The sequence below is a fragment of the Microcoleus sp. AT9b-C3 genome, assembly GCF_036705485.1.
Lineage (GTDB): Bacteria > Cyanobacteriota > Cyanobacteriia > Cyanobacteriales > Microcoleaceae > Microcoleus.
Window position 1 is genome coordinate 35,637 of record NZ_JAUBUR010000009.1, and the last position, 22,861, is coordinate 58,497.

The following is a 22,861-nucleotide window of genomic DNA, read 5'->3' on the forward strand; positions in this document are numbered from 1 at the left end:
TTATTTACATTTCGGAAATAGCTTTCTGTGGTTACGCATAGTTCCAGCTTTTGTAACAATCGTTTACACGATCGCTCCCACAGCCACAGACAGTGAAGCACCTATTACCCGCGATCGCCCGTAGCAATTAGCAGTGTTTGCATCCCAACTGTCCGAATCCATCGCATCTGACAGAAACTCCATACTTCTAAGCTCCAAAATGGTGTTTGCAAAAATTTAATTATTGAATAACTTTTTAACCCGTAACTCATTGTAAAATCAATAAACATTCAAAACTCACAATTGTGCAGTCACAGGCAGAAGTCACCAACTTCTGACATTTCGTTGCCCTAGGCGATCGCACTTAGGAAATCACACTTTTTCAAACATCCCAGGCGATCGCACCCCCTAGATAGCTACACGATCGCACTGACCTAGGTAAACCACCCATGAATCAAGCAGAATTTATCACCATTTATAACAATTTAGGCAGCAAATGCAAGCAAGTTTTGAAGCAAAAACTAGCTGGAACACCCAACAAACAAATCGCCAAAATTCTCGCAATTAAATCAGAAGCAACTGTACGCCAACATTTGACAACAGCATATCAAGCCTTTGGTTTAGGAAACGACAAGCGCTCTAGCTGGTCAGATTTGCAGGCATTGTTTTTTCAATTCATGCCCGAACTAATCCCAGCGCCACCGGGAGAACCACAACCATTAAATTATCGCTGGGTAGAACGAACTTCAGATATTACTAAACTCCAAAAATGGACCTCAGAAAAATTCAAAATTTTGATAATAGTAGGAGAAGGCGGCGTCGGCAAAACCACCTTAGCACTGCAATATTTAGCAAGTTGCCAATTTGAAAAAATCTTAGATATGAAAATTGCATACACTCCAGAAGACTTGCGGAGTGCCGATTCATTTGTTCAGACTTGGCTGCAACAAGATTTTCAGGAAGATGCACCCAGAGATTTTAGCCTTAGTTTAAGCTTGCTAGAAAAAAAGCTGCGTCAATTCAAAGTCGCAATTTTTATAGATAACTTAGAGTCTGCCTTACGTAACGGTATGTTTTTACCTGAGTACCGCAATTATGTAGAATTGCTTCGGGTACTCAGCGATCCAAGAATCCTAGGAGTAACGCTGATTACCTGTAGAGAAAATTTAAAAGAACCAGACATCAGAGGCGTTCAAACTCTCATTTTAAAAGGCTTGAGTCCAGAAGCATGGGAACAATATTTTGAATATCCCAAAACTTCAGAAGATTTACAATCTCTGCAAGAAATGCACGCGCTTTATCAAGGCAATGCTTACAGCATGGATCTGATTTATAAATACATTCAAAATTATTATGAAGGCAATATCGCCGAGGCTTGGCAACAAAACAGTCAGGAACTCAAGCAATTAGATTCATTTTCATTTCTTGTTAACCATCAGTTAAATCGCCTGAGCGGACACTCGATTCAAGCTTATCGATTGCTGTGTCGTTTGGCAGCTTGTCGTTATCAAGAAATAGACTGGTTGCCCGATACTTGCGTCAAGGCTTTGCTGTGGGATGTAAACCCAACAGAACAATTAAAAATCATCTGGCGGCTGTGCGACTCTTCTTTGCTACAATCCCATCGGGGCAAATACCGAATGCACCCAGCAATTCGGGCGGCGGGTTTGAATCAGTTGCAAAAGAGCAGCGAATGGGAACAAACTCAAAGGGCGATCGGGCAACATTGGTTCTCTAGTGTAGAACATATTCAATCCCCTCAGTTAGGTTTGCAAGTTTTAGAAGCTTACTATCATTTCCGAGAAATTGAAGATTATGATTCAGCCTGGGATGTATTGTGCCGTCCTGCTATACCTATTTTACCAGAAGAATTGTTTCTATATTTTTTATCGTGGGGATACATTGGCCAAACTCTAGAATTAGCAGAAAAACTGGTGAATCGAGTTTCGCCTAACCGGGAAGCAAGTCTGTATCGCTGCATCGGCGACTGTCACGCCTATCTGCTAGCAGATGGTTTTGAAGTAGCTCTAGAATATCACCGCCAAGCTCAACTTGCTGCTCAGCGTGAAGGCGATAAATGGACAGAATTTAATTCATACAGTGATATGGGTTTGTGCTATATTGCTGCTGGTGAATACGAGTTAGGATTAGCTATTTATCAAGCTAAACTTAATCTAGCTTTATCTCCAGTATCTGCTGCAATTCAATCTCGGCTAAATAGTTGCTACTGCGAAGTTGCTCTCCTGCATTCTTATTTAGGACAAGCGAGTGAGGCAAAGGCAGCATTGAAAGAAACTACAAGACACTTGCAACAACCTTTAGAAAGCGTTCCGCCTTGGCAAGCTTGCTGGGATTTGAATATGGCTGGTTTAGCTCAAAAACATATTGGCGAGTACGAACAAGCTAAGCAAACTTTAGGGCAAGCTGTAGCGATCGCGCAAAATTGTAACTTTACATCAGACATCGCCCGTGCCTGGTACATTTTGGGTGATGTTTTTCGGGAAAGTAAAGATTTTTCAGCTTCTTTGAAATATCAAAACCAAGCTATTGAATTTTATACTAAAATTGGTGCTAAGTACGAATTGGGTATTAGCAATTATTACATCGGGCTGACTTACCGGGATTTGGGAGAATTAGAAATAGCTCAGAATCACTGGCAGCAAGCTATTAAAATATTTAATCAAATGAAAACGCCTAAACTGGTGAATAAAGTTCAAGCTTGTTTCAATATTTAAGGATTAATTGAATTTTCGGGTTGGGTGGGGGCGGGTTGATCGCAATTATTGGTGGGTGGAAAAATCGCTCGCTGAACCCGCCCCTACAAATTTGTCGGCAATTTTACCATGTAGGGGCGGCTTCGCCAAAATTTTTGACACCCATCAACAAATTATATAAACCCGCCCCCACCCCACCAACAAATTGTGTAAACCCGCCCCACTTAGCCAATAAACGATCTAAAGGGGATTCAGAAGTTGCAGATATTTTTAACTTATTTCCGCACAGCTTCCAGCAAGCGAGAATAGTAAAAGCTAGTGCTAGTCATCGCTGTTCTGTTAATAACAAAACCATTGTTTTCTAGGATTTTGATAATATCAGCTTCGCGGTGCTGGTAAGCCCGGGTAGTTTTGCTTGGGCCGGGGAAAAGTTCACCAATTTTTTTAAGGGCGGTGAGTGCTAAAGTTTTGGGTGCAAAACTAAGAATTAGCCGCGATTCGGCGATCGAACTTAGGTGTGCGATCATTTCTGCAGCCTTATTTTGAGGATAGTGGATTAGCACGTCCAAACAAATCACTGTGTGAAATTTGCCCGTTAAAGCTTCCAAATCTTGGGCGGCGAAGGAGATGTTGTAGAGCTTGCCGGGAACTGCTGTCGATCGATCGTAAGCTTCTGCTACCATCTTTTCAGAGATATCGCTAGCGCAAACAATTGCCCCAGCGTCAGCCAGAGGAATGCTCAGAGATCCCACACCGCAACCGGCATCGCAGACACAAAGCCCGGGTAAATTGCCGTCAGCTTTCAGCCATTCGATGACTGTATCCACCGTTTTCTGGTGCCCGGTGCGGATGTCTAGCTGAACTTTATTGACTTGGCCCTCGCCGTAAATTCGCTGCCAGCGATCGAATCCCGTCGAGTTAAAATACTGTCTAACTATAGTCTTGTCGTCTACCAAATTCATTAGTCTGCCTGCTGCTGAGTTATTGCCAACGGTTAAATATTATAAAGCCGCAGCGGCAGTTAGTGTTGACCGAAAGTAATTTAGTCCGGGGCCCCCGGATTTATCAGTGGGGTCAGTTCTTCAATTTTCAATCCTTTAATCTAAAATCTAAAATCTAAAATCTAAAATCGATTGACATTCCCCACCCAATTAAATTGAGTTAGATTTATTGATACGGGCGATCGCAACTCGAACAATCCCGAATTGAGAAACTAATTCAATAAAAACCGAGTTGTAGCCGATCGCCCATTCGATCGATAATTTTAATCAGCCCTAACTTTTAAAAATATGGTGCTACAAGATCATTTTCGCCCGCCGCTGTCGGTGTGCCGTCACTGGCACGCCTTTCACAATGCCTGGGCGACTTATATTGCATCAGATTTGAATGCCAAATTACCAGAAGGTTACTTTGCCGAACCTAACGTACAGTTTGGGATTGAAATTGATGTAGCAGCTTTTGAGGAATCGTTACCGGAGTTGGAGAACCCAGAGACGGTAATTCGTTTGCCAATAGATTGCCCAAACAATTGGTTGCCACCGCCAGCCCAAACCGTGCCTTTTTTATCTACGGCGGAAATCGTGCAAGTCAGTATTTTTACACTGAAGGGGGCCCGGTATTAGCCGATGCAATTGAATTAGTAAGTCCTGCAAACAAATATCGTTCAACTCATCGCGATGCTTTTGTTTCTAAGTGCGAGACGTATTTGCGGCAGGGAATTGGGTTGGTAATAGTTGATGTTGTAACGGGAAGGAAGGCGAATCTTCATAATGAATTGTTAGCCCGTCTGGCGGGAGGAAGTGCTTTGCCCTTCGACGCTGACCTCTATGCTACAGCTTATCGACCGCTCGAGCGAGACGGCAACCAATGCCTCGATATTTGGCAGGAAAAACTGGCTGTGGGCTGCGCGCTTCCTGCTTTACCGCTGTGGCTGCGGGGCGAGATTTGCTTGGCTGTGGAATTAAACAATATTTACGATCGAACTTGCCGAGAACATCGAATTGCTGTCACCAGTGCTTAGCGCATAGCAGAACGAATAAGGAAGAAGGAAGAAGGAAGAACAAATCAACGAAACACGATCGATCTGACAACACTTAAAACAACCGATGCCAAGTCAATTCCTTTGTCGCCGCATTTAAATTCCAGCGCAACAATTGAGTTGCCGATTTGCCAATAATTCCTGAAATTCCGATCGCCCTTCTTGGAGATTCCGTTGCCAGGGCGATCGCACTTTCGGCATCGCAAATTTCCCACTCCACCAAATTCTGCACTCCCGCCAACAGCGGCAGAGTTGTACCCGCCAAAGTAGCAGATTCCAGGGCCGAGTGGTAATCTAATCTTACCCACGCTGTACCTTTTCTGACTTCAATTTGTCGGGAATCCCAAGGATAAACACCGTCAGGCAAACCCAAAGGAGCCAAAGCATCACTCACTAAAAAAACGCCTTTTTCATACCTACCAGCCCGCAGCAAAAAATCAATCATTGTCGGAGAAACGTGCTTCCCGTCAGCAATTAAACCGCATTTTACGCCCGGATAAACAATCGCCGCTCCCAACAAACCCGGTTCTCGGTGGTGCAAACTCGGCATTGCATTAAAAGCGTGAGTTACCATCGAAGCTCCCCGCTCAAATGCTTTTTGGGCTTGCTCTGCCGTCGCTTGGGAGTGTCCGAGGCTCACCGAAATTCCCAAACTTTGCAAATAGCGAATGACTTCGCCAGTGCTGTCTAACTCCGGCGCTAAAGTAATTATTTTGACAATATCGGCACAATCTCCTAAAACTTGCTTGACATTTTCTATAGTTAGCGGTAATAAAAACTCAACTGGGTGAGCTCCTCGCTTCTGGGGGTTGAGAAAAGGGCCTTCAAGGTGAACACCGAGAATTTCCGCTGTTTTGGGTTGAATTGTTGCGGGAGCAGCGGTTTGTACAGTGCGGATATAATCAGCTATAGTCGAGAGCGATCGCCTAAACTTATCCAGTGAAGTTGTCACCAAAGTCGGCACAAAAGCATCGACTCCCTGATTCCACAAAAATTGACAAATTTTCGGCAAAATTTCAATATGTTTGCTTTCTAAATCGGGAAAAGCAAAACCAAGGGCGCCGTTAATCTGCAAGTCAACACCGCCTAGAGAAAGCCAATCGCCTGCTACATCAAGCACTTGCAAATCGGGAGGACAAATCCGTTTAAATACGGCGTCCATGGGGCAAACTTCTTGAATGATGCCCATTTCGTCAACAGCAAGCATCTGCAAATCCTTGCAACCGGGGAGGCGAACATTGAGAATATCTGTGCGGGCGGCAGGTGGGGTTGTGGCTTCAGTCATCCGATTTTAGATTTTAGATTTTAGATTTTAGATTTAATATTCGCTACGGATAAATCCGGTGGCTGGCGATGAGGAGGGGGAGCTTTTTGCTTTTTGGTTGCTCCAGGGCTGCTCAGACGGGGGCTGGTGGCAAAATTGCTTTTAAGGGTCAGTTTGGGTACAAAATATCTAAATTGGAGTTAACGCAATCATTTAAAATTAGCATTTATCTGAAATCTCAAATCTGAAAATTTTATGAATCAAGCGACAGTTGGAATTATCATGGGTAGCGATTCGGATTTGCCAACCATGAAAGATGCGATCGCAGTTTGCGAAGAATTTAGTGTTGCTTGCTCCGTGGCGATAGTCTCGGCGCACCGCACCCCTGAGCGCATGGTGGAATACGCCCAAACCGCGCACCAACGAGGCTTGAAAGTCATTATCGCAGGAGCAGGGGGAGCTGCGCACCTTCCGGGTATGGTAGCATCTTTAACGCCCTTGCCCGTAATTGGGGTGCCTGTACCGAGCCGCCACCTGCAAGGGGTAGATTCGCTGTACTCGATCGTGCAAATGCCCGCCGGGATACCCGTAGCAACAGTGGGGATCGGCAACGCTAAGAATGCTGGCTTGCTGGCAGTTCAGATACTGGCAGCTCATCAGCCGGAATTGCTAGAGCGAGTCTTGCATTACCGCAAAACTTTGTCCGAATCTGTACTGAAAAAACAAAATCAACTAGAAGAGCTAGGCTATCATAACTATCTCCATCTCAACAAATAATCCATAAACTTTTGTAGTAAGATTGGAAAGTTTTCCGAATATTGCTGAGCTTACTAGCCGTAAAGAGGGTAAAAGTGATTAAAATGACTGTCGGAAAGAAAAAGTCGAAACAAGTCAGGCGGGAGGCTTTAAATTTGCCCGCAGCTAAATTTTTTACGAAAGTCAACAGGTTGAAGAAATTACAAAGGGCGATCGCCCGCCTCACTCCAAGTTGGCAAGCCTGCATACCAATAGCAGCAATCATCGTCTTGGTGTGGGGATATGCGGCGGTAGCCCAAACCCCTGCCACGCCAACCACCGAGGAACAATTAGCAAGCCTTAAGGTGGGCATGGATACCATGTGGGTCATGGTGGCTGGGATGGTAGTGTTCTTTATGAACGCCGGTTTCGGTATGTTGGAAACCGGGTTTTGTCGCCAAAAAAATGCGGTTAACGTGCTGTCCAAAAACTTGATTGTTTTTGCGCTTTCTACGATCGCATATTGGGCGATCGGCTTTGCGTTAATGTTCAGCGACGGCAACGGTTTTATCGGCACCAGCGGCGGATTTTTCCTGTGGAACGTAGCTGACAACAGCCCCGCCACAGGGGACGCTTATCAAGGCATTTTCAGCTCATTAAACTGGACAGGAGTGCCTCTTAACGCTAAATTCTTTTTCCAATTAGTTTTTGCGGGAACTGCTGCCACGATCGTTTCGGGAGCCGTTGCAGAGCGAATTAAATTCCTTGAATTCTTAATTTTCAGCTTGCTGTTAGTAGGCATTGCTTACCCAATTACCGGACACTGGATTTGGGGCGGAGGCTGGCTGGCAGACGCAGGCTTCTGGGATTTTGCAGGTTCGACAGTGGTTCACTCGGTAGGCGGTTGGGCTGCTTTGATGGGAGCAGCATTGTTGGGGCCGCGGATCGGCAAGTACCGCGACGGCGATACTGTGGCGATGCCGGGGCACAATATGAGTATTGCCACCCTAGGCTGTTTGATTTTGTGGTTGGGTTGGTTCGGGTTTAATCCCGGTTCGACAATGGCAGTCGATCCAAATGCGATCGCCCACATTGCCATCACCACCAACACCGGCGGCGCCTTCGGGGGAATTGCTGCAACCATTACTGCTTGGCTGTACCTGGGCAAACCCGACCTTTCCATGATTATCAACGGCATCCTCGCCGGCTTAGTCGGGGTAACAGCTAGCTGTGCTTGGATCAACGTGCCCAACTCTGCCATTATCGGCACGATCGCCGGTATCCTGGTAGTTTTCGCAGTAACTTTCTTCGACAACTTGAAAATTGACGACCCTGTAGGAGCAACTTCAGTTCACTTAGTCTGCGGCATCTGGGGAACTCTGGCAGTTGGGCTGTTTGCTGACGGGCCTGGAACAGGAATTTATACCGCAGGCCCGGCAGCCGGATTGCTTGTGGGCGGTGGTTTCGGTCAACTCTGGGCGCAGTTGGTCGGCATTATCTCTGTAGGCGGGATGACCGTGCTGCTGAGTACGATTTTTTGGATGGCACTCAAAGCTTTGCTTGGTATCCGCGTTTCTGCTTTAGAGGAAGCTGAAGGTTTGGATATCGGCGAACACGGGATGGAAGCTTACACCGGTTTTGTGAAGGAAACGAGCTTGGATAACAGAAGTGAAACCAGCTACGGCGGTTATGGTGGGGCTTCTGGGGGGAGGACTACCAAACTGTAGAGCGTGCGAAGGGCTCGATCACTTCAGCTTTCGTGGCCTAGATTAGCTATTTATCGGCTAATTCACGCCTTTATTCAGAAAAACCACAATCTGAAATCCGCCTACTTATGGCTGTCTATCGTTGTGCTCGCGTTTCAATCTTCGATGCGAACGCGGGCATAATTTTATGTTTAGTTGAGTTTTAAGGGCTGACATATGGCGTTGCACAATTTGAGGATGATTTTTGTGGGGTGTCCCGCCTGCTGTGAAAATACACGCCTTCTGGCTCAGGGGCCCATCCGACAAAAACATCAAAATCATGCCGCTATTATGCAACGCCTTACATATATAGTAGTTTTCGATTGCATGAGATGTGCGCCGATAATTGATAATTGGGAATTGAGAATTTGTAACTAACGGAACTTTGCAAACACGTGTATTGATTAGAGTTTATCGGCAATTGCTTTCAGTTCTTCAACGAGGCGCTTGTTCTTTGGATTCCTGCTGCCATTAAGGCGGGCGGAGACAACAGTGATTATTTCTAGTAAATCTTTAGCTAAATCCTCGTCACAGCTAGTATTTTCGGTTTGATTTATAATCACTACCTCTGTCCCAAAGTGTTCGCACAAATTAAAAATTAGTTCCGAACCAAATCTCAGCAGTCTGTCTTTGTGAGTTAATACCAACCTTTCTACTTGATTGTCGGCGATCGCCAGAATTAGATGTTGTAAACCCCCCTTACTGTAATTAACCCCAGAACCTATATCATCAATGATTTGGAATTGCCACCCCTGAGATGCACAAAACAATTCCAAAACTTGTTTTTGTCTGTCTAAATCATCTTTTTGGTTGTGACTGCTAACCCGAGCGTAAGCAACGGTTAAAGCGCCCTCGCGTTTTAAGCCGAGAAGATGAGCTAGGTCATAGCGTCTGTGACCGTTAGCGGTGCGTTCCGGTATTAGCTTGCCTTCGGCTTCCCACCTGCGTAAGGTGGAAGCACTCACACCTTTAATTTTGGCTGCTTCAGTTATGGTTAATTTTTTCATTTTTGGATTTTAGCATCAGAAATGGGTAATTTCGGTAAGTTTTAGATATATTTTTGTGCACAGCAGTGGCTTTGACAAATCCGATTCCGGTGCCAGAAAGTTTGGTAGGCAGATTTTTTATGGTAAAGTAGTCCGAAAAAGCAAAGTTCTGCATCGCCGCCCTTGCCCAACACAGCACAGTGCTTGATTATTACAAGAATTGAGGCTTTAATTGAGCGGTAAAATTTGATGCAGCAATCAGTGCAAATTATTCGGTGTGAGGCCTGCAAATAGCTTGAGTTTATGGAGAAGTTTGGAGGAGGTAGCAGAAGTAGAACTCATAAATCCCTCTTAGGGATGGAAGTTAGCCGATCGAAAGCTGTTCCGGTTTGGGCTTTGCTATCTTTGGTGACGAACGGGGTACTGATACTTACAGTCGCTCAACTACTCGGCAGGGGACACAACTTGACAGAAAGCTTCCAGGCGAATGATGCGGTGACGGCAGAAGCGGCCCAGGAACAAATTGGCCAATCGGTCATCTCTGCAAAGGCAGTGCTAGACGTGCCCGTTCCAGGACCGCGACATAAATGGACTTACCAGCAGTGGGTGACGCAGTTGGGTCGCGAAGCTGAGGCGGCGGCTGCGAATAGACCCTCAAGACTGAGTGTTTTGGCTGGGGATTCTCTAAGTATGTGGTTCCCGACCAAGCTGTTACCAGTCGATCGAATTTGGCTGAATCAAGGGATTTCGGGAGAGACTTCCGTGGGTTTGCTGAAGCGCTTGCAGTTGTTCGATAGAACTGCGCCGGATACGGTGTTTGTGATGATTGGGATTAACGATTTGTTGCGGGGAAGCACCGACGAAGGGATTTTGGACAACCAGCGGCAGATTATTCGCGATTTGCGGTGGGCTCACCCCAAAGCACAAGTGGTTGTTCAGTCGATTTTGCCGCACAGCGGGGAACAAGCTACTTGGGAAAATCGCGATCGGCTGTTGGCGATTCCTAACAGTCGGATTAGGGCAATAAATCGACGGCTCAAAGAAATTGCTAGTTCGGAAAATGTTTTGTATCTGGATTTGTACCCGCTGTTTGCGGATGCTGACGGCAATTTGTCAACTGAACTCAGCACAGACGGCTTGCACCTTAACGATCAAGGTTATCTGGTTTGGCGATCGGCCCTGCAACTGTTCGATCAGATGCAGTTGAAAAATGAGTCATGAGTTATGAGTCCTTAGTCGTTAGTTAGAAACATCAACGATAAAGTAACATTCTCCCCAACTCTCCCCCTCTCCTCCTCCCACTCTCCCCAACTCACAACTCTTGCCATTTCCTCAACTCCCCCTCCCTGATTACTGTGTTGTCACGGGCTATGTCAAGTATCCACGGATAGATTAAGAAATATGATACTTAGCTATTTAGTATAGGGTGATACAGAATAACTGTTGGTACAAATGGTGCAATCCAAAAGGCATAGACCATTGGATTGAGAGTTGAAGAATTTAGATGAGTCCGGCTATACGAAGTCGGGGAGTTGAGGATTGGGGAATTATCTATTGAAGATTTGTTCCGCTAAAACAGGGACTTAAAACCAAATAACTATTGCATCTAAAATCCTCGCATCTAAAATCGGCTCGGTCTTCCCGGAAAATTGCTGAGTATGAAAAGGTACAACTAACGTGATCAAAAAAAGTTTAACGATCGGCATCCTCGCGCTGTGGCTGTTAAGCGTACCGCTAACGGACAATGCCTTAGCTCAAGATGCCGCTGGTACTGCTGCGGCGGTGGTGTCCAATCCGATCAACACGGGCGATACGGCCTGGATGTTGGTGTCATCAGCATTGGTATTGCTGATGACACCGGGGCTGGCATTTTTCTACGGGGGACTGGTGCGATCGCGCAACGTCCTCAACACCATGATGATGAGCTTAGTCATGATGGGACTGATCGGCGTCACTTGGACGCTGTGGGGTTATAGTTTGGCTTTTGATGTCACCCCCGGCAACCTCAATGATAAAGGGTTTGCCCAAGGGTTTGAAAGCTTCATCGGCGGCTTCGATTGGATGTTCTTGAACAAAGTCACGGCGGACACACCAGATCCGATCGGCTACGCACCGACAATACCGCACCAAGTCTTCATGGTTTACCAGATGATGTTCGCCATCATCACTCCAGCCTTGATTTCCGGGGCGATCGTCGAACGGGTAACATTTAAAACCTATTTCTGGTTCGTGCTGCTGTGGTCTACCTTCATCTACTCTCCTTTAGCCCACTGGGTTTGGGGTAGAGGCTGGCTGGGGGCGATGGGAGCTCTCGACTTTGCAGGCGGCACCGTCGTGCACATCAGTTCCGGCGTATCAGCCGTAGTCGCAGCTTGGCTGATCGGGCCCCGCAAAGACCACTTGAACAAGCCCCACACCCCCCACAACGTACCCTACGTCTTGCTGGGAATTGGGCTGCTGTGGTTCGGCTGGTTTGGCTTCAACGGCGGTAGCGCCTTGGGTTCTGGTTCCTTAGCAACCGTTGCATTTGTCACCACCATGATTTCTACCGCAGCCGGCGGCTTAACTTGGACAATTGTGGAATGGGTGCTCAGAGGTAAACCGACAGCAGTGGGAATTGCTAGCGGTTTCCTAGCGGGATTGGTGGGCATCACACCTGCGGCTGGATTCGTGCTGCCAGTAGGGGCGCTGTTGATCGGATCGATCACTTCCGTTTGTTGCTTCTTTGGCGTTAGCTTGCGAGCTAAGCTGGGATTTGACGACTCTTTAGATACCTTCCCAGTTCACGGCCTCGGCGGGACTGTAGGGGCGCTGCTGACTGGGGTATTTGCAACTAAAGCCGTGAACGCTGCCGGAAATGACGGTCTGTTTGCCGGGAATCCGGGGCTAATCGTGACCCAGTTTGTAGGCGTTCTAGCTACTTACGTGTTTGCGGCTGTCGGCACTTTTGTGATCCTGAAAATTTTGGAACAGTTTATGGAACTGCGAGTGCCGACATCTGCTGAAGACAAAGGTTTGGATATTGACCTGCACGGGGAAGAAGCTTACGGTGAGGATTTTGCCGGCGGTTTCAGTTCGTTTGAATCGGGTTCTCCTTTTGCGCCTAAGAGGATTTGAAGCTGATTTTTTGTGGGAGTTCGATCGTGCAGAGACTCAGTTATCTGGGTCTCTAGGCTTTTTTTAAGTTTTTTTTAACGAACCGCGAAGGCGCGAAGAGCGCGAAGAAGGAAAAGGAAGAAGGAGGAGGAAGAAGGGTTAAGATGAGAGTATGATCCGTTTGATGCCTTCTTTGAGGATGGGAACGTTGAAGTTGAGGAGAAGGCTCAAGCTGTTTTTGGTCATTTTAACATAAGAAATAACTTGGGCTTCGTGGATGGGAGCTAGCTTTTCTACAGCTTTTAGTTCGACAATGAGGATATCGCCAACCATAAAGTCTAATTGACCTTCGCCGACTTGATGACCTTTGTAGGTGATTGCTACGGGCTTTTTAGGCTGCCAAGGTATCCCCCGCATCCGAAATTCAACTTCCAAGGATTCCTGATACACTGATTCTAAAAATCCTGGCCCCAAAAGCCGATGCACCTCAATAGCCGCCCCAATCACTCTATAAGCCAACTGTTCTAGGTGTTCGCCCAATTGTCTCATTGCTCTTTCTTCTTCCTTCGCGTTCTTCGCGTCTTCGCGGTTGATTCCTTCTTCCCCCTCATGTGTCGATCGTATAAATAGCATATCGCCTCTTCGCTACTGAGCCAATAATCACGATCGCACCCCAAGCATTCTAAAATCAAAGGTAATTAACCTAGATTTCAACTCGATACCGCATGGATACTAAAGCTTTTAAAAGATCGCTCCAACAGTCTGAAAACTACCACCGCAAGGGTTTCGGACACGAAGCTGAGGTAGCTGGGGTGATGCAGACGGCTTATCAAAGCAGTCTGATCCAGCAAATTCGCGACAATAATTACAGGCTAGAACGAGGCGCAGTTACGATCCGGCTGGCTGAGGCTTTTGGCTTTTGCTGGGGGGTGGAACGCGCTGTAGCTATTGCTTACGAGACTCGCCAGCATTTCCCAACCGAACGGATTTGGATTACTAATGAGATTATTCACAATCCGTCTGTAAATCAGCATTTGCGGGATATGGAAGTTGGTTTTATTTCTGTTGAGAAGGGACAAAAAAATTTTTCGGTTGTCGATAGCGGCGATGTGGTAATTTTACCAGCTTTTGGGGCAAGTGTCCAAGAAATGCAGTTGCTTAATGATAAGGGCTGCAAGATTGTTGATACTACTTGTCCTTGGGTTTCTAAGGTTTGGAATACTGTTGAAAAGCACAAAAAGAGGAATTATACTTCGATTATTCACGGTCAATACAAGCATGAGGAAACTGTTGCTACGAGTTCTTTTGCTGATAAGTATTTGATTGTATTGAATTTTCAGGAAGCTGAATATGTCAGCAATTATATCTTGCATGGGGGCGACCGCGATGAGTTTCTTGCTAAATTTAGCAAGGCTTATTCTGCTGGTTTTGATCCCGATGTGGATTTGGAAAGTGTTGGTATTGCTAACCAAACTACTATGCTCAAAACTGAGACAGAAAACATTGGCAAGTTATTTGAAAAAACGATGATGCGGAAGTTTGGGCCTGAAAATTTGAATGAGCATTTTCAGAGTTTTAATACTATCTGCGATGCGACTCAGGAACGCCAAGATGCCATGTTGAGTTTGGTTGAGGAAAAGTTGGATTTGATGCTGGTGATTGGGGGTTTTAATTCTTCTAATACTACGCATTTGCAGGAAATTGCGATCGACAAAAGTGTTCCTTCTTATCACATTGATTCTGCGGAGCGCATTTTATCGGGAAATCGGATCGAACACAAGCCCTTGGGGGCCGATTTGATCGTAACTGAAGGTTGGCTACCGGAGGGTAAAATTGTAGTCGGCGTGACTTCGGGTGCTTCTACGCCTGATAAGGTTGTTGAAGATGCGATCGATCGCATTTTCGCAATGAAAGCTGCTGCTGTTGTGTAATTATATTGTTTCCGCACTGCACTCGGAATTATAATTTTCATCAGTGCAGGGCGAGTGTCTCTTTGCGAGTGCGATTGAGACGCTCGCTCGCAAAAAGATATAATTGCGATGTTAAACTAATTTCAATCCATTAATTCTCCCCAATTACCCGATCGCTCGCATTTCTGATTTCTGATACTATTCACCCGCGTCATCGCCTCTGTGAATTTCTCCCTGCTTCTAAAAGATTATTTTTTAAATAAGATATTAAAAATTCGCCTTTTTTTTGGGGTAAAAAGCTTGACTTGGGCATAACGATAATGTATTATTTAATAATGGGAATAGTGGCAAAATTAATTTTTGTCTTACCACTCCCATTATCTAAAATATACCCCAAAAATCAACTGCTGTCAATAGGTAAAAACTCTTTTCTTTACGCCACAATTTGAAACTGCCCAAGGAACACGAACGATACAAAACTCGATACAAAAAAAGGCGAATTAAGCTTTGCAGGCTATCCTAGATTGTCAGGTGTCTCCCTGAACCACGAAACGCAAGAGAGCGATATATTGCATCTCCGACTTAAGAGGGATGCGAGGAAGAGCGAGGCTAAACTAAACACAAGATCGATCGCACATTTGAGCCTTAAATTTATAGGCTTTGGGTGCCTGCCAGCGCCAAAAATTCGGGTAGTGGGAATTTAGCTAAAATAAAGAAAAAAGCAGGACTCGCGTGCCGACTATTTCATGAAACAATCGCTGACTCCCCAAATCACCGCAGGTATTGGAATGGCCGTGGCGCTGCTAATTTTAAATGCGGCAACTTCCTACCGCAATACTCTTAAGTTAGTCGAAAACGAACGCTGGGTGGGCCACACTCACCGAGTTTTAACCGAACTCGAAGCCACGCTTTCTACCTTAAAAGATGCTGAAACCGGACAGCGCGGTTATTTGCTTACGGGAGAAGAACGGTATTTAGAACCCTATCACAGCGCGATCGCCCGCATCAACCAACAAGTAGTCGGATTGCAGCAGCTAACCGCCGACAACAACCGGCAGCAACAGCGGATGCGCGACTTGAAAATTGCGATAGACTCTAAATTAGCCGAACTTGAAGGAACCCTCAATCTGCGACGCCAACAAAACTTAGCAGCAGCCGTGCGGCAAATAAAAACCAATAGGGGAAAGCAAATCATGGGGGACATTCGGCAGCAGATAGCCACCATGACTGCCGAAGAAACTCAGCTATTGCAGCAGCGCGCCCGCGAATCTAAAAAAAGCGCTAATTTGACAATCCTGAGTTTTACCGTTGCGAGTTTAGTAAATTTCCTGTTGATGCTGTTGGTTTACTATTTGGTGAAGCGCGATCGAACTTTGCGCGATAATGCCGAAATCAAGCAAAATCAACTGTTAGAACAGTTAGAACACGATCGCCACTCCCTACAATTAACCGAAGAACGTTTCCGCAGCGCCATTCTCAACGCACCGCTGCCAATTATGCTGCACGCTGAAAACGGAGAAATTTTGCAAATTAACTGCGTTTGGACAGAACTCTCAGGGTACGAATACTCAGAAATTCCCACAATAGAAGATTGGACAGAAAAAGCTTACCACAATCGCAAATCGCTAGTGCAAGCAGATATCGATCGGCTGCACCGTTTAAACGCCCGCATTTCTGAAGGCGAATATATGATTTCCACAGCCAGCGGCGAAACTCGAATTTGGGAGTTTTATTCCGCACCTTTAGGCCAGCTTTCCGACGGCAGAAGTCTAGTAATTAGTACCGCCCTTGACATAACTGCGCGCAAACAAGCAGAAGCGGAAATTCGGATGCTCAACGCTACCTTAGAACGGCGAGTAGAACTCCGCACCAATCAACTTCAAGCAGCTAACGAAGAATTAGAAGCTTTCACCTATACCGTAGCCCACGATTTGCGTGCTCCCCTGCGGGGAATGCAGGGATTGGCTGAAGCTTTATTAGAAGATTACCGTGACATTCTCGACGAACTTGGTCAAGAATACGCCCAGCAAATTGTTAATTCTGGCCAACAACTAGAAAAATTAATCCAAGATTTGCTAGCTTACAGCCGCCTGAGCCGCACTGATTTATCGCTGCAAGTTGTAGACGTAGAATCTGCTGTGGCCGAGGCAATTGCTATGGTAAAAGCTGACACTCAATCCATGCACGCTCAAATCAGTGTTCAATCGCCCTTGCCTGCGGTAATTGCGCACCGCGTTACTTTAGTTCAAGTAATCGCAAATCTGCTCACCAATGCTATAAAATTTGTGGAAGGCGCACCACCCCAAGTGCAGATATGGACCGAGGAACTTGAGCTGCCTCAAGAGGGAGAAACAGACAGCGAGACAGCGGGAGAATTGGAAAGGGGAACAGTGGGGCAGTGGGAGCATTCCCAGTTACTGATTGCCAGTTGCCTATTGCCAGTCCACATAATCCGTCTGTGGGTAGAAGACAACGGCATCGGTATTGCTCCAGAACATCAAAAACGCATTTTTCGGGTTTTTGAACGGCTGCACGGTATCGAATCCTACCCCGGAACTGGTATAGGATTAGCTATTGTAAAAAAAGGAGTCGATCGCATGGGCGGTCAAGTAGGCGTGGAATCTCAATTAGGACAAGGCAGTCGATTTTGGATAGAACTGAGGAAGTATGACGCAAACGCAGACGATTTTGCTGGTGGAAGATAACCCCGTTGATATTCTATTGATGCAGCGGGCATTTCGCAATGAGACTTTTGCTAATACTTCGCTGCAAATTGTCCGAGATGGAGATGCAGCGGTTTTTTATTTAAATGGGGACGGAGAATACAGCGATCGCGAGCGCTATCCTTTACCTGCGATAATTTTACTAGATTTGAAATTGCCCAGACGATCCGGTCACGAAGTTCTGGTTTGGCTGAGGCAGCAGCCAGAACTAAAACGCTTGCCGGTGGTTATGCTTACTTCTTCTAGGCAAACACCTGATGTCAAGCGAGCTTACGATTTAGGGGTAAATTCTTATTTAGTTAAACCAGTCGGGTTTGCTTCTTTATTGGAGATGATGCAGAGTTTTAGGGAGTATTGGCTCAACTATACCGAACTGCCGGAACCGAGAGAATTTCGTGGTTTGTAGTGGCTGTTTACCGATTTTTATTGCTTGTTTCCTCGTTACCAGGCTGTTTCTGGTAACGAGTGAATTAAGTTTTTAGTGAGGAAGCGCGTCATTTTTTATTTTAAAAGGGCAACCTCCAACATTTTTATTAAAAGTGATCGATCGGCACTCTAGCTAACAGCCAAATTATAAATTGTTAAAGTGGTACATATTCTGGTAATTGACGACAACCCAACGGATCGGCTGCTCGTCAAACGCGAGTTAGAGCGGCAATTCTCGCAATTGCAAATAACGGAAATTTCTGACAATACATTATTGGGTGAAGCACTGAATCGAGGCGGATTCCATCTGGTAATTACCGATTACCAACTACGCTGGACGAACGGTATAGATGTTCTTAAAACTTTTAAATCCCGTTATCCAGAATGCCCGATTATAATGTTTACGAATACTGGCAACGAAGAAATTGCTGTAGAGGCGATGAAAGCAGGCTTGGAGGACTATATTATCAAGTCGCCGAAGCATTACGTCCGCCTTCGCGTTGCGGTTCGCGGCGTACTCGATAGAGTTGCAGCCTGGGAACGAGTCGCCCGACTGGAAAACCAACTTCATTCTCTGCTAGAACGCTTAAATGTCGGAGTTTTTCGAGCGAGTTCCCAGGGGCAGCTTTTGGAAAGCAATCAAGCTTTTTTGCGCTTGTTTGATGCCAGCAATTTAGCAGATGTCCAAGACATTTATCTGCAGCAATTGTTTGTGCAACCCCTAGATTCAGGGGAGTCTCGGTCTCAAAATATCGAAATTACATTTCCTTTGGCAGACGGTCGAGTAAAATGGATTCGGTTTACTCAATATCTCTACAGTGCAGAAGGTGAAAGTACGATCGACGGATTGGTGGAAGACATTACGGAACTCAAACAGGCTGAACTTGCTTTGCGGGAATTTAATGAAACTTTGGAAGAGCGGGTGAGAGAGCGTACTGCTGAGTTAGAAGAAGTTAACGCACAGCTAGAATCGTTTACCTATTCAGTTTCTCACGACTTGCGCGCTCCTCTGCGGGGAATTTCGTTTTTTGCTGAAATGTTGCTCCAAGATAGAACCAGCGAGTTGGATTCTACCGCCCAGGATTACTTGTATCGGATTAATGACGCTGCAACTCTGATGAATACTTTAATCGAAAATTTGCTAGAGTACAGCCGCCTCAGCAAAGCTAACTTGCCACTAAAAGCAGTGTCTCTTAATTTAATTGTGGATCGCTCGATCGCGCAACTAGAGGCGGAAATTGCCCAAAAAAAAGCTCGGATAACGGTTGTCGAACCGCTACCTGCGGTGTGGGCACATCCTCCTACGCTGCTGCAAGTCTTGGCTAACTTGCTCTCCAATGCTCTTAAGTTTATGCAGCCTGGGATAGCTCCCCAGGTGCGAGTTTATGCAGAAGCTGAGGAGGAATATATCTATCTTTGGGTAGAAGATAACGGCATTGGTATTGCCGAAAAATTTCATGATAGAATTTTTGGGTTGTTCGATCGCCTGCACGGTCAAGAAGTGTATCCAGGGACGGGAATTGGGCTGGCGATAGCGAACAAAGGAGTCGATCGGATGGGCGGTGCGATCGGGCTGGAATCGACTCTGGGAATCGGTACCCGATTCTGGGTAAAATTACGCAAGTGCGATTGTTGAATAAGGAAGCTCGGCAATGGATTTTACAGATGAGGTTCCAGGGAAGAGGTTTTTAACAGCAAGATTCTGCTGTAGCTGAAAGAATCAATCAAACCGCTTCCTCACACCACAACACATAATAAAAAAGTAGTATAGTAAGAGTTAAGTGAGTTCTTGTACCGTTCCCGGCTGAGCAGGCTTTCTGACCAGTTCTACAACCACTTAATTAATTTGCTTGTGGGCGGCGCTCCTAAAAGGCTGGTTGAGAATATTACAAGCTGTAAGATATAATAAAATACAAGCAAATACAATCAACTTATTTGCAAGTCTAATTAACCAGATAAGTAAATATTCAAACTATCGAGAGTGCTTAATAACATATTCTTAGATCAAAGAATGTTTGCGCCAATACAAAAAATAAAAGCCCCATGCTTTCTATTCTGTTAATCGACGACAACCCGAACGATCGCCTGATGATAGATCGAGAACTGAGGAAAACTTTTCCCGATTTAGAAATTAAGTCGGTTATTGATATCCCAACACTCGAACAAATCCTGACCGCCGGGGGTTTTGACATAGTAATTACCGACTACCAACTTCACTGGAGCGACGGATTAACTATTCTCCACAAAGTTCAAAGCCGCTACCCAAATTGTCCGGTAATTATGTGTACAGACAGCGGCAGCGAACAAGTGGCAGTCGAAGCTATGAAAGCGGGTTTGAGCGATTACGTATTCAAAGGGCGGCACTTCAAGCGGCTGGCGGGGGCCGTGGGCGAAAGCTTGAAAAAACAGCAGTTGCGCGAGAACTACGCGAAAACGTCGGCGCAGTTGGCAATTTCAGAGGAAAGGCTGAGATTGGCGATCGAAGCCTCGAAAATGGGAACTTGGGATTGGAATGTATTAACTGGCGAGGTCGTTTGGTCTGAGGGACACGAACTGTTATTCGGGTTGGAAAAAGGCAGTTTTCCGGGAACTTATGAAGCGTTTTTTGCCTGCATTCACCAGGATGACCAAGCCTCGATCGCCGGGGCTGTTGCCTTGGCTTTAGAAAACAAAATAGAATACCAATACGAATTTAGAGTCATTTGGCCCGACGGCAGCTTGCACTGGATCGCGGGTAGGGGCAAGTTTTTTGATGATGATACAGGTAAATCCGTGCGATCGATCGGCGTGGTTTGGGATATTACCGATCGTAAATTATCGGCAGCCCGGGTGCAAGAAAGCGAGGAAAATTTGCGCTTTGCTCTAGAAGCAGCTAACATGATCGCTTTTACCTGGGATGTGGCATCGGGGGAAGTCCGCCGTTCGTCCAATGCCGAAACACAGATGGGTTTGGGCCCAGACAGCACCTTTGGTACTTTTGAGCAAAAAAAGAATGCGGTGCATCCAGAAGACCGCGAAAGGTTTTTGGCAGATTTGGATGCCGCACTCACCGACCCTGGAGTTTACGAGTCGGAATACCGCAAAGTGCGACCCGACGGCTCAGTGATTTGGCTTCACGACAAAGGGCGAGTGGTTTTTGACGCATCCGGTACACCCCTTCGGCTGTCGGGGGTGGCGATCGACATTACGGATCGCAAACAGTTAGAATACGACCGCGAGCGGGCGTTGGCGCGCGAGCGGTCCTATTTGCACCGCCTGCAAAAGTTAACCTCCGCGTCAGTAGCTATCAACTCCACGCTGTCGGTGGCAGAAATACTTCAGTTAGCTGCCGATAGCGCCCGCCAAATTCTGGAAGTCCACCAGGTAGCGGTCAACCTCAACCCTGGCGCCAACTGGGATGCGGGAATTAGCAAGTTTTCCATGTCAGAAAAATACGCCGCGTGGCAAGATTACTGCGAAGAGCCAGACGGTACGGGCATTTACCAACAAGTTTGCCAGCACCAACAGGCGATGCGAATGACTCAAAGCGAGTTAGAGGCTCACCCGGCCTGGCGGGGGTTCGGCAAGGCTGCGGGTAAGCACCCGCCGATGCGGGGGTGGCTGGCTGTACCGCTGACGACTCGGGACGGCAGAACTCTGGGATTGATTCAGTTGTCGGACAAGTATGAGGGGGAGTTTGCCGAAGATGATGAAACTATTTTAATGCAGTTGGCCCAGGCGGTGTCGGGGGCGATCGACAATGCCCGACTTTACGAGGAATCTCAGCAAGCAAATCGCATGAAAGATGAGTTTTTGGCAACTCTTTCTCATGAGTTGCGCTCGCCCTTAAACGCGATTTTGGGCTGGGCGCAACTGCTGCAGCAACGCAATTTTAATCCGGCTGCTACGGGGCGGGCTTTAGAAACGATCGAGCGAAATGCTAAATTGCAAACTCAATTGATTGATGATTTGCTGGATATTTCGCGCATTATTCGCGGCAAGTTGACTTTGAATCCTTGTGCGGTAAATTTGATTTCCCTGGTGGAAGGAGCGCTGAATACGGTGCGGTTGGCTGCCGATGCTAAGTCGATCAATTTGCGGTTTGCAATTGGAGATTTGGGCTTAGAGACTGCTGAATTTTCCCAGCTTGGGAAGGTTTCTGGCAATCCTCAATCTCAGTTAAATCCGAGATTTTGGGTATCAGGAGACCCTGGCCGCTTGCAGCAAGTAATTTGGAATTTGCTGACGAATGCGATTAAGTTTACGCCGCGCGGGGGGCGAGTTGAAATCCGGCTACAGCGAGTTGATTCGGAGGTTGAGCTGGCTGTTACCGACACGGGAATTGGGGTTGCACCGAATTTTTTGCCTTACGTGTTTGAGTCTTTCCGCCAAGCGGATGCTACGATTACTCGCAATTATAGCGGTTTGGGGCTGGGTCTGGCGATCGTCCGGCAGTTGGTGGAACTCCACGGCGGCACGGTTTGGGCGAGCAGTCCGGGACTGGATAGGGGATCGACTTTTACTTTCCGTCTCCCTTCGCTGCAGGTAAATTCGATCGCCTGCGAGGAAGCGCAGGTTTTGGCTGGCGCTGGTAATTTACTGGGAGTTAAGATTTTGCTGGTTGATGACGAGGTTGATTCGCGGGAATTTATGAGGTTTGTCTTGGCAGATTCCGGGGCCGCTGTCAGGGCTGCATCGTCTGCTGCTGAGGCGTTTGAGGTGGCTTCGCAGTTTGGACCGGATGTTTTGGTCAGCGATATCGGAATGCCGCAGGAAGACGGCTATTCGCTGCTACGAAGGCTGCGTTCTTTGAACACTCAGACAGGGAAATTTTGGGCGATCGCTCTGACGGCTTATGCTAGGGATGAAGACCGCGATCGTGCTTTTACTGCGGGTTTTGACCGACATCTGTCTAAACCTGTGCAACCCGATGTCTTGGTAGAGACTATAGTCCAGTTGAGGCAGCAAGGGCTAACAACTTAAAAAATTATCTTAATAATTGGGAATTGGTAATTGAAAATTGGGAATTAGGAATTGTGTTTGTAGTGACGACTTTAATCCTCGTAAAACTCGCTCGTACTTGCATTCCTGACTACAAATATATAATGCTAATTTTACCGGATACGACCTGATTAACCCGACTGGATATCGACAGAATCGCTCACCTGAGAAATATAAAAATTTGTATTTTTCAAACTATTTAACTTCTTCTTGTGGAACCTTGCTTCTAGCCAGCCTAAAATATGCAATTTGTATGCCGATTAGG

The 22,861-nt window shown here is 46.4% G+C and carries 16 protein-coding genes; 12 read left to right on the plus strand and 4 right to left on the minus strand.

From position 1 onward, the window contains the following. Positions 1–428: 428 nt before the first annotated feature. The gene (locus tag QUB77_RS10810; protein WP_333323014.1) at positions 429–2,714 is read left to right on the plus strand and encodes a tetratricopeptide repeat protein; all 2,286 of its coding nucleotides are present in this window, start codon (positions 429–431) and stop codon (positions 2,712–2,714) included. A 254-nt stretch (positions 2,715–2,968) separates the two neighbouring features. Here QUB77_RS10810 and bchM read toward each other — a convergent pair whose 3' ends face one another. After that, a complete protein-coding gene (bchM, locus tag QUB77_RS10815) occupies positions 2,969–3,655 on the minus strand; it encodes a magnesium protoporphyrin IX methyltransferase (protein WP_333173767.1) in 687 nt (228 codons plus the stop codon). Positions 3,656–3,982: 327 nt separating this feature from the next. Between bchM and QUB77_RS10820 the strand changes: the two genes are divergently transcribed. Together QUB77_RS10820 and QUB77_RS10825 are read left to right on the plus strand one after the other, a co-directional pair. Then, positions 3,983–4,315 (plus strand): hypothetical protein, encoded by a 333-nt coding sequence (locus QUB77_RS10820; protein ID WP_333173769.1) that lies wholly within the window; start codon positions 3,983–3,985, stop codon positions 4,313–4,315. Between the two features lie 83 nt (positions 4,316–4,398). Then, positions 4,399–4,713: a hypothetical protein gene (locus QUB77_RS10825; protein ID WP_333323016.1), complete on the plus strand. Its 315-nt coding sequence runs from the start codon at positions 4,399–4,401 to the stop codon at positions 4,711–4,713. A gap of 73 nt (positions 4,714–4,786) precedes the next feature. Here QUB77_RS10825 and nagA read toward each other — a convergent pair whose 3' ends face one another. Beyond that, positions 4,787–6,016, minus strand: a complete 1,230-nt coding sequence (gene nagA, locus QUB77_RS10830; protein WP_333173775.1) for an N-acetylglucosamine-6-phosphate deacetylase — start codon at positions 6,014–6,016, stop codon at positions 4,787–4,789. A gap of 234 nt (positions 6,017–6,250) precedes the next feature. On the opposite strand from nagA, the gene purE reads away from it, so the two are divergent. Further along, positions 6,251–6,772: a 5-(carboxyamino)imidazole ribonucleotide mutase gene (purE, locus tag QUB77_RS10835; RefSeq protein ID WP_333173777.1), complete on the plus strand. Its 522-nt coding sequence runs from the start codon at positions 6,251–6,253 to the stop codon at positions 6,770–6,772. Between the two features lie 83 nt (positions 6,773–6,855). Next, a complete protein-coding gene (locus tag QUB77_RS10840) occupies positions 6,856–8,457 on the plus strand; it encodes an ammonium transporter (RefSeq protein WP_333173781.1) in 1,602 nt (533 codons plus the stop codon). A 422-nt stretch (positions 8,458–8,879) separates the two neighbouring features. Here the strand turns inward: QUB77_RS10840 and QUB77_RS10845 are convergent, their stop codons facing one another. After that, on the minus strand, positions 8,880–9,482 hold the full coding sequence (locus tag QUB77_RS10845; protein WP_333173783.1) for an IS607 family transposase: 603 nt from the start codon (positions 9,480–9,482) through the stop codon (positions 8,880–8,882). Between the two features lie 282 nt (positions 9,483–9,764). On the opposite strand from QUB77_RS10845, the gene QUB77_RS10850 reads away from it, so the two are divergent. Then, the gene (locus QUB77_RS10850) at positions 9,765–10,682 is read left to right on the plus strand and encodes an SGNH/GDSL hydrolase family protein (RefSeq protein WP_333173785.1); all 918 of its coding nucleotides are present in this window, start codon (positions 9,765–9,767) and stop codon (positions 10,680–10,682) included. A gap of 456 nt (positions 10,683–11,138) precedes the next feature. Continuing rightward, complete coding sequence (locus QUB77_RS10855; RefSeq protein WP_333173786.1) at positions 11,139–12,578, plus strand: ammonium transporter; 1,440 nt, start codon at positions 11,139–11,141, stop codon at positions 12,576–12,578. Positions 12,579–12,716: 138 nt separating this feature from the next. Here the strand turns inward: QUB77_RS10855 and QUB77_RS10860 are convergent, their stop codons facing one another. Beyond that, positions 12,717–13,190, minus strand: a complete 474-nt coding sequence (locus QUB77_RS10860) for a GxxExxY protein (RefSeq protein WP_333173789.1) — start codon at positions 13,188–13,190, stop codon at positions 12,717–12,719. Between the two features lie 92 nt (positions 13,191–13,282). Here QUB77_RS10860 and QUB77_RS10865 point away from each other — a divergent pair, with 92 nt between their 5' ends. From QUB77_RS10865 to QUB77_RS10885, 5 genes are all read left to right on the plus strand, one after another. After that, a complete protein-coding gene (locus QUB77_RS10865) occupies positions 13,283–14,488 on the plus strand; it encodes a 4-hydroxy-3-methylbut-2-enyl diphosphate reductase (protein WP_333173792.1) in 1,206 nt (401 codons plus the stop codon). A gap of 725 nt (positions 14,489–15,213) precedes the next feature. After that, complete coding sequence (locus tag QUB77_RS10870; RefSeq protein WP_333173795.1) at positions 15,214–17,172, plus strand: CHASE3 domain-containing protein; 1,959 nt, start codon at positions 15,214–15,216, stop codon at positions 17,170–17,172. After that, positions 17,135–17,596, plus strand: coding sequence for a response regulator (locus tag QUB77_RS10875; RefSeq protein WP_333173798.1), 462 nt, complete (start codon positions 17,135–17,137; stop codon positions 17,594–17,596). Before QUB77_RS10870 ends, QUB77_RS10875 begins: the two co-directional genes overlap by 38 nt. A gap of 180 nt (positions 17,597–17,776) precedes the next feature. Continuing rightward, positions 17,777–19,252, plus strand: coding sequence for an ATP-binding protein (locus QUB77_RS10880; RefSeq protein WP_333173800.1), 1,476 nt, complete (start codon positions 17,777–17,779; stop codon positions 19,250–19,252). Between the two features lie 407 nt (positions 19,253–19,659). Further along, entirely contained in the window at positions 19,660–22,578 is a 2,919-nt protein-coding gene (locus QUB77_RS10885; RefSeq protein ID WP_333173803.1) for a response regulator, read from the plus strand. Positions 22,579–22,861 lie beyond the last annotated feature (283 nt).

What these genes read in the sequence shown, in the direction of transcription:
- QUB77_RS10810 (WP_333323014.1), top strand. Translation starts at nt 429, where the DNA reads ATGAATCAAGCAGAATTTATCACCATTTATAACAATTTAGGCAGCAAA.
- bchM (WP_333173767.1), bottom strand. Translation starts at nt 3,655, where the DNA reads ATGAATTTGGTAGACGACAAGACTATAGTTAGACAGTATTTTAACTCG.
- QUB77_RS10820 (WP_333173769.1), top strand. Translation starts at nt 3,983, where the DNA reads ATGGTGCTACAAGATCATTTTCGCCCGCCGCTGTCGGTGTGCCGTCAC.
- nagA (WP_333173775.1), bottom strand. Translation starts at nt 6,016, where the DNA reads ATGACTGAAGCCACAACCCCACCTGCCGCCCGCACAGATATTCTCAAT.
- purE (WP_333173777.1), top strand. Translation starts at nt 6,251, where the DNA reads ATGAATCAAGCGACAGTTGGAATTATCATGGGTAGCGATTCGGATTTG.
- QUB77_RS10840 (WP_333173781.1), top strand. Translation starts at nt 6,856, where the DNA reads ATGACTGTCGGAAAGAAAAAGTCGAAACAAGTCAGGCGGGAGGCTTTA.
- QUB77_RS10845 (WP_333173783.1), bottom strand. Translation starts at nt 9,482, where the DNA reads ATGAAAAAATTAACCATAACTGAAGCAGCCAAAATTAAAGGTGTGAGT.
- QUB77_RS10850 (WP_333173785.1), top strand. Translation starts at nt 9,765, where the DNA reads ATGGAGAAGTTTGGAGGAGGTAGCAGAAGTAGAACTCATAAATCCCTC.
- QUB77_RS10860 (WP_333173789.1), bottom strand. Translation starts at nt 13,190, where the DNA reads ATGCTATTTATACGATCGACACATGAGGGGGAAGAAGGAATCAACCGC.
- QUB77_RS10865 (WP_333173792.1), top strand. Translation starts at nt 13,283, where the DNA reads ATGGATACTAAAGCTTTTAAAAGATCGCTCCAACAGTCTGAAAACTAC.
- QUB77_RS10870 (WP_333173795.1), top strand. Translation starts at nt 15,214, where the DNA reads ATGAAACAATCGCTGACTCCCCAAATCACCGCAGGTATTGGAATGGCC.
- QUB77_RS10875 (WP_333173798.1), top strand. Translation starts at nt 17,135, where the DNA reads ATGACGCAAACGCAGACGATTTTGCTGGTGGAAGATAACCCCGTTGAT.
- QUB77_RS10885 (WP_333173803.1), top strand. Translation starts at nt 19,660, where the DNA reads ATGCTTTCTATTCTGTTAATCGACGACAACCCGAACGATCGCCTGATG.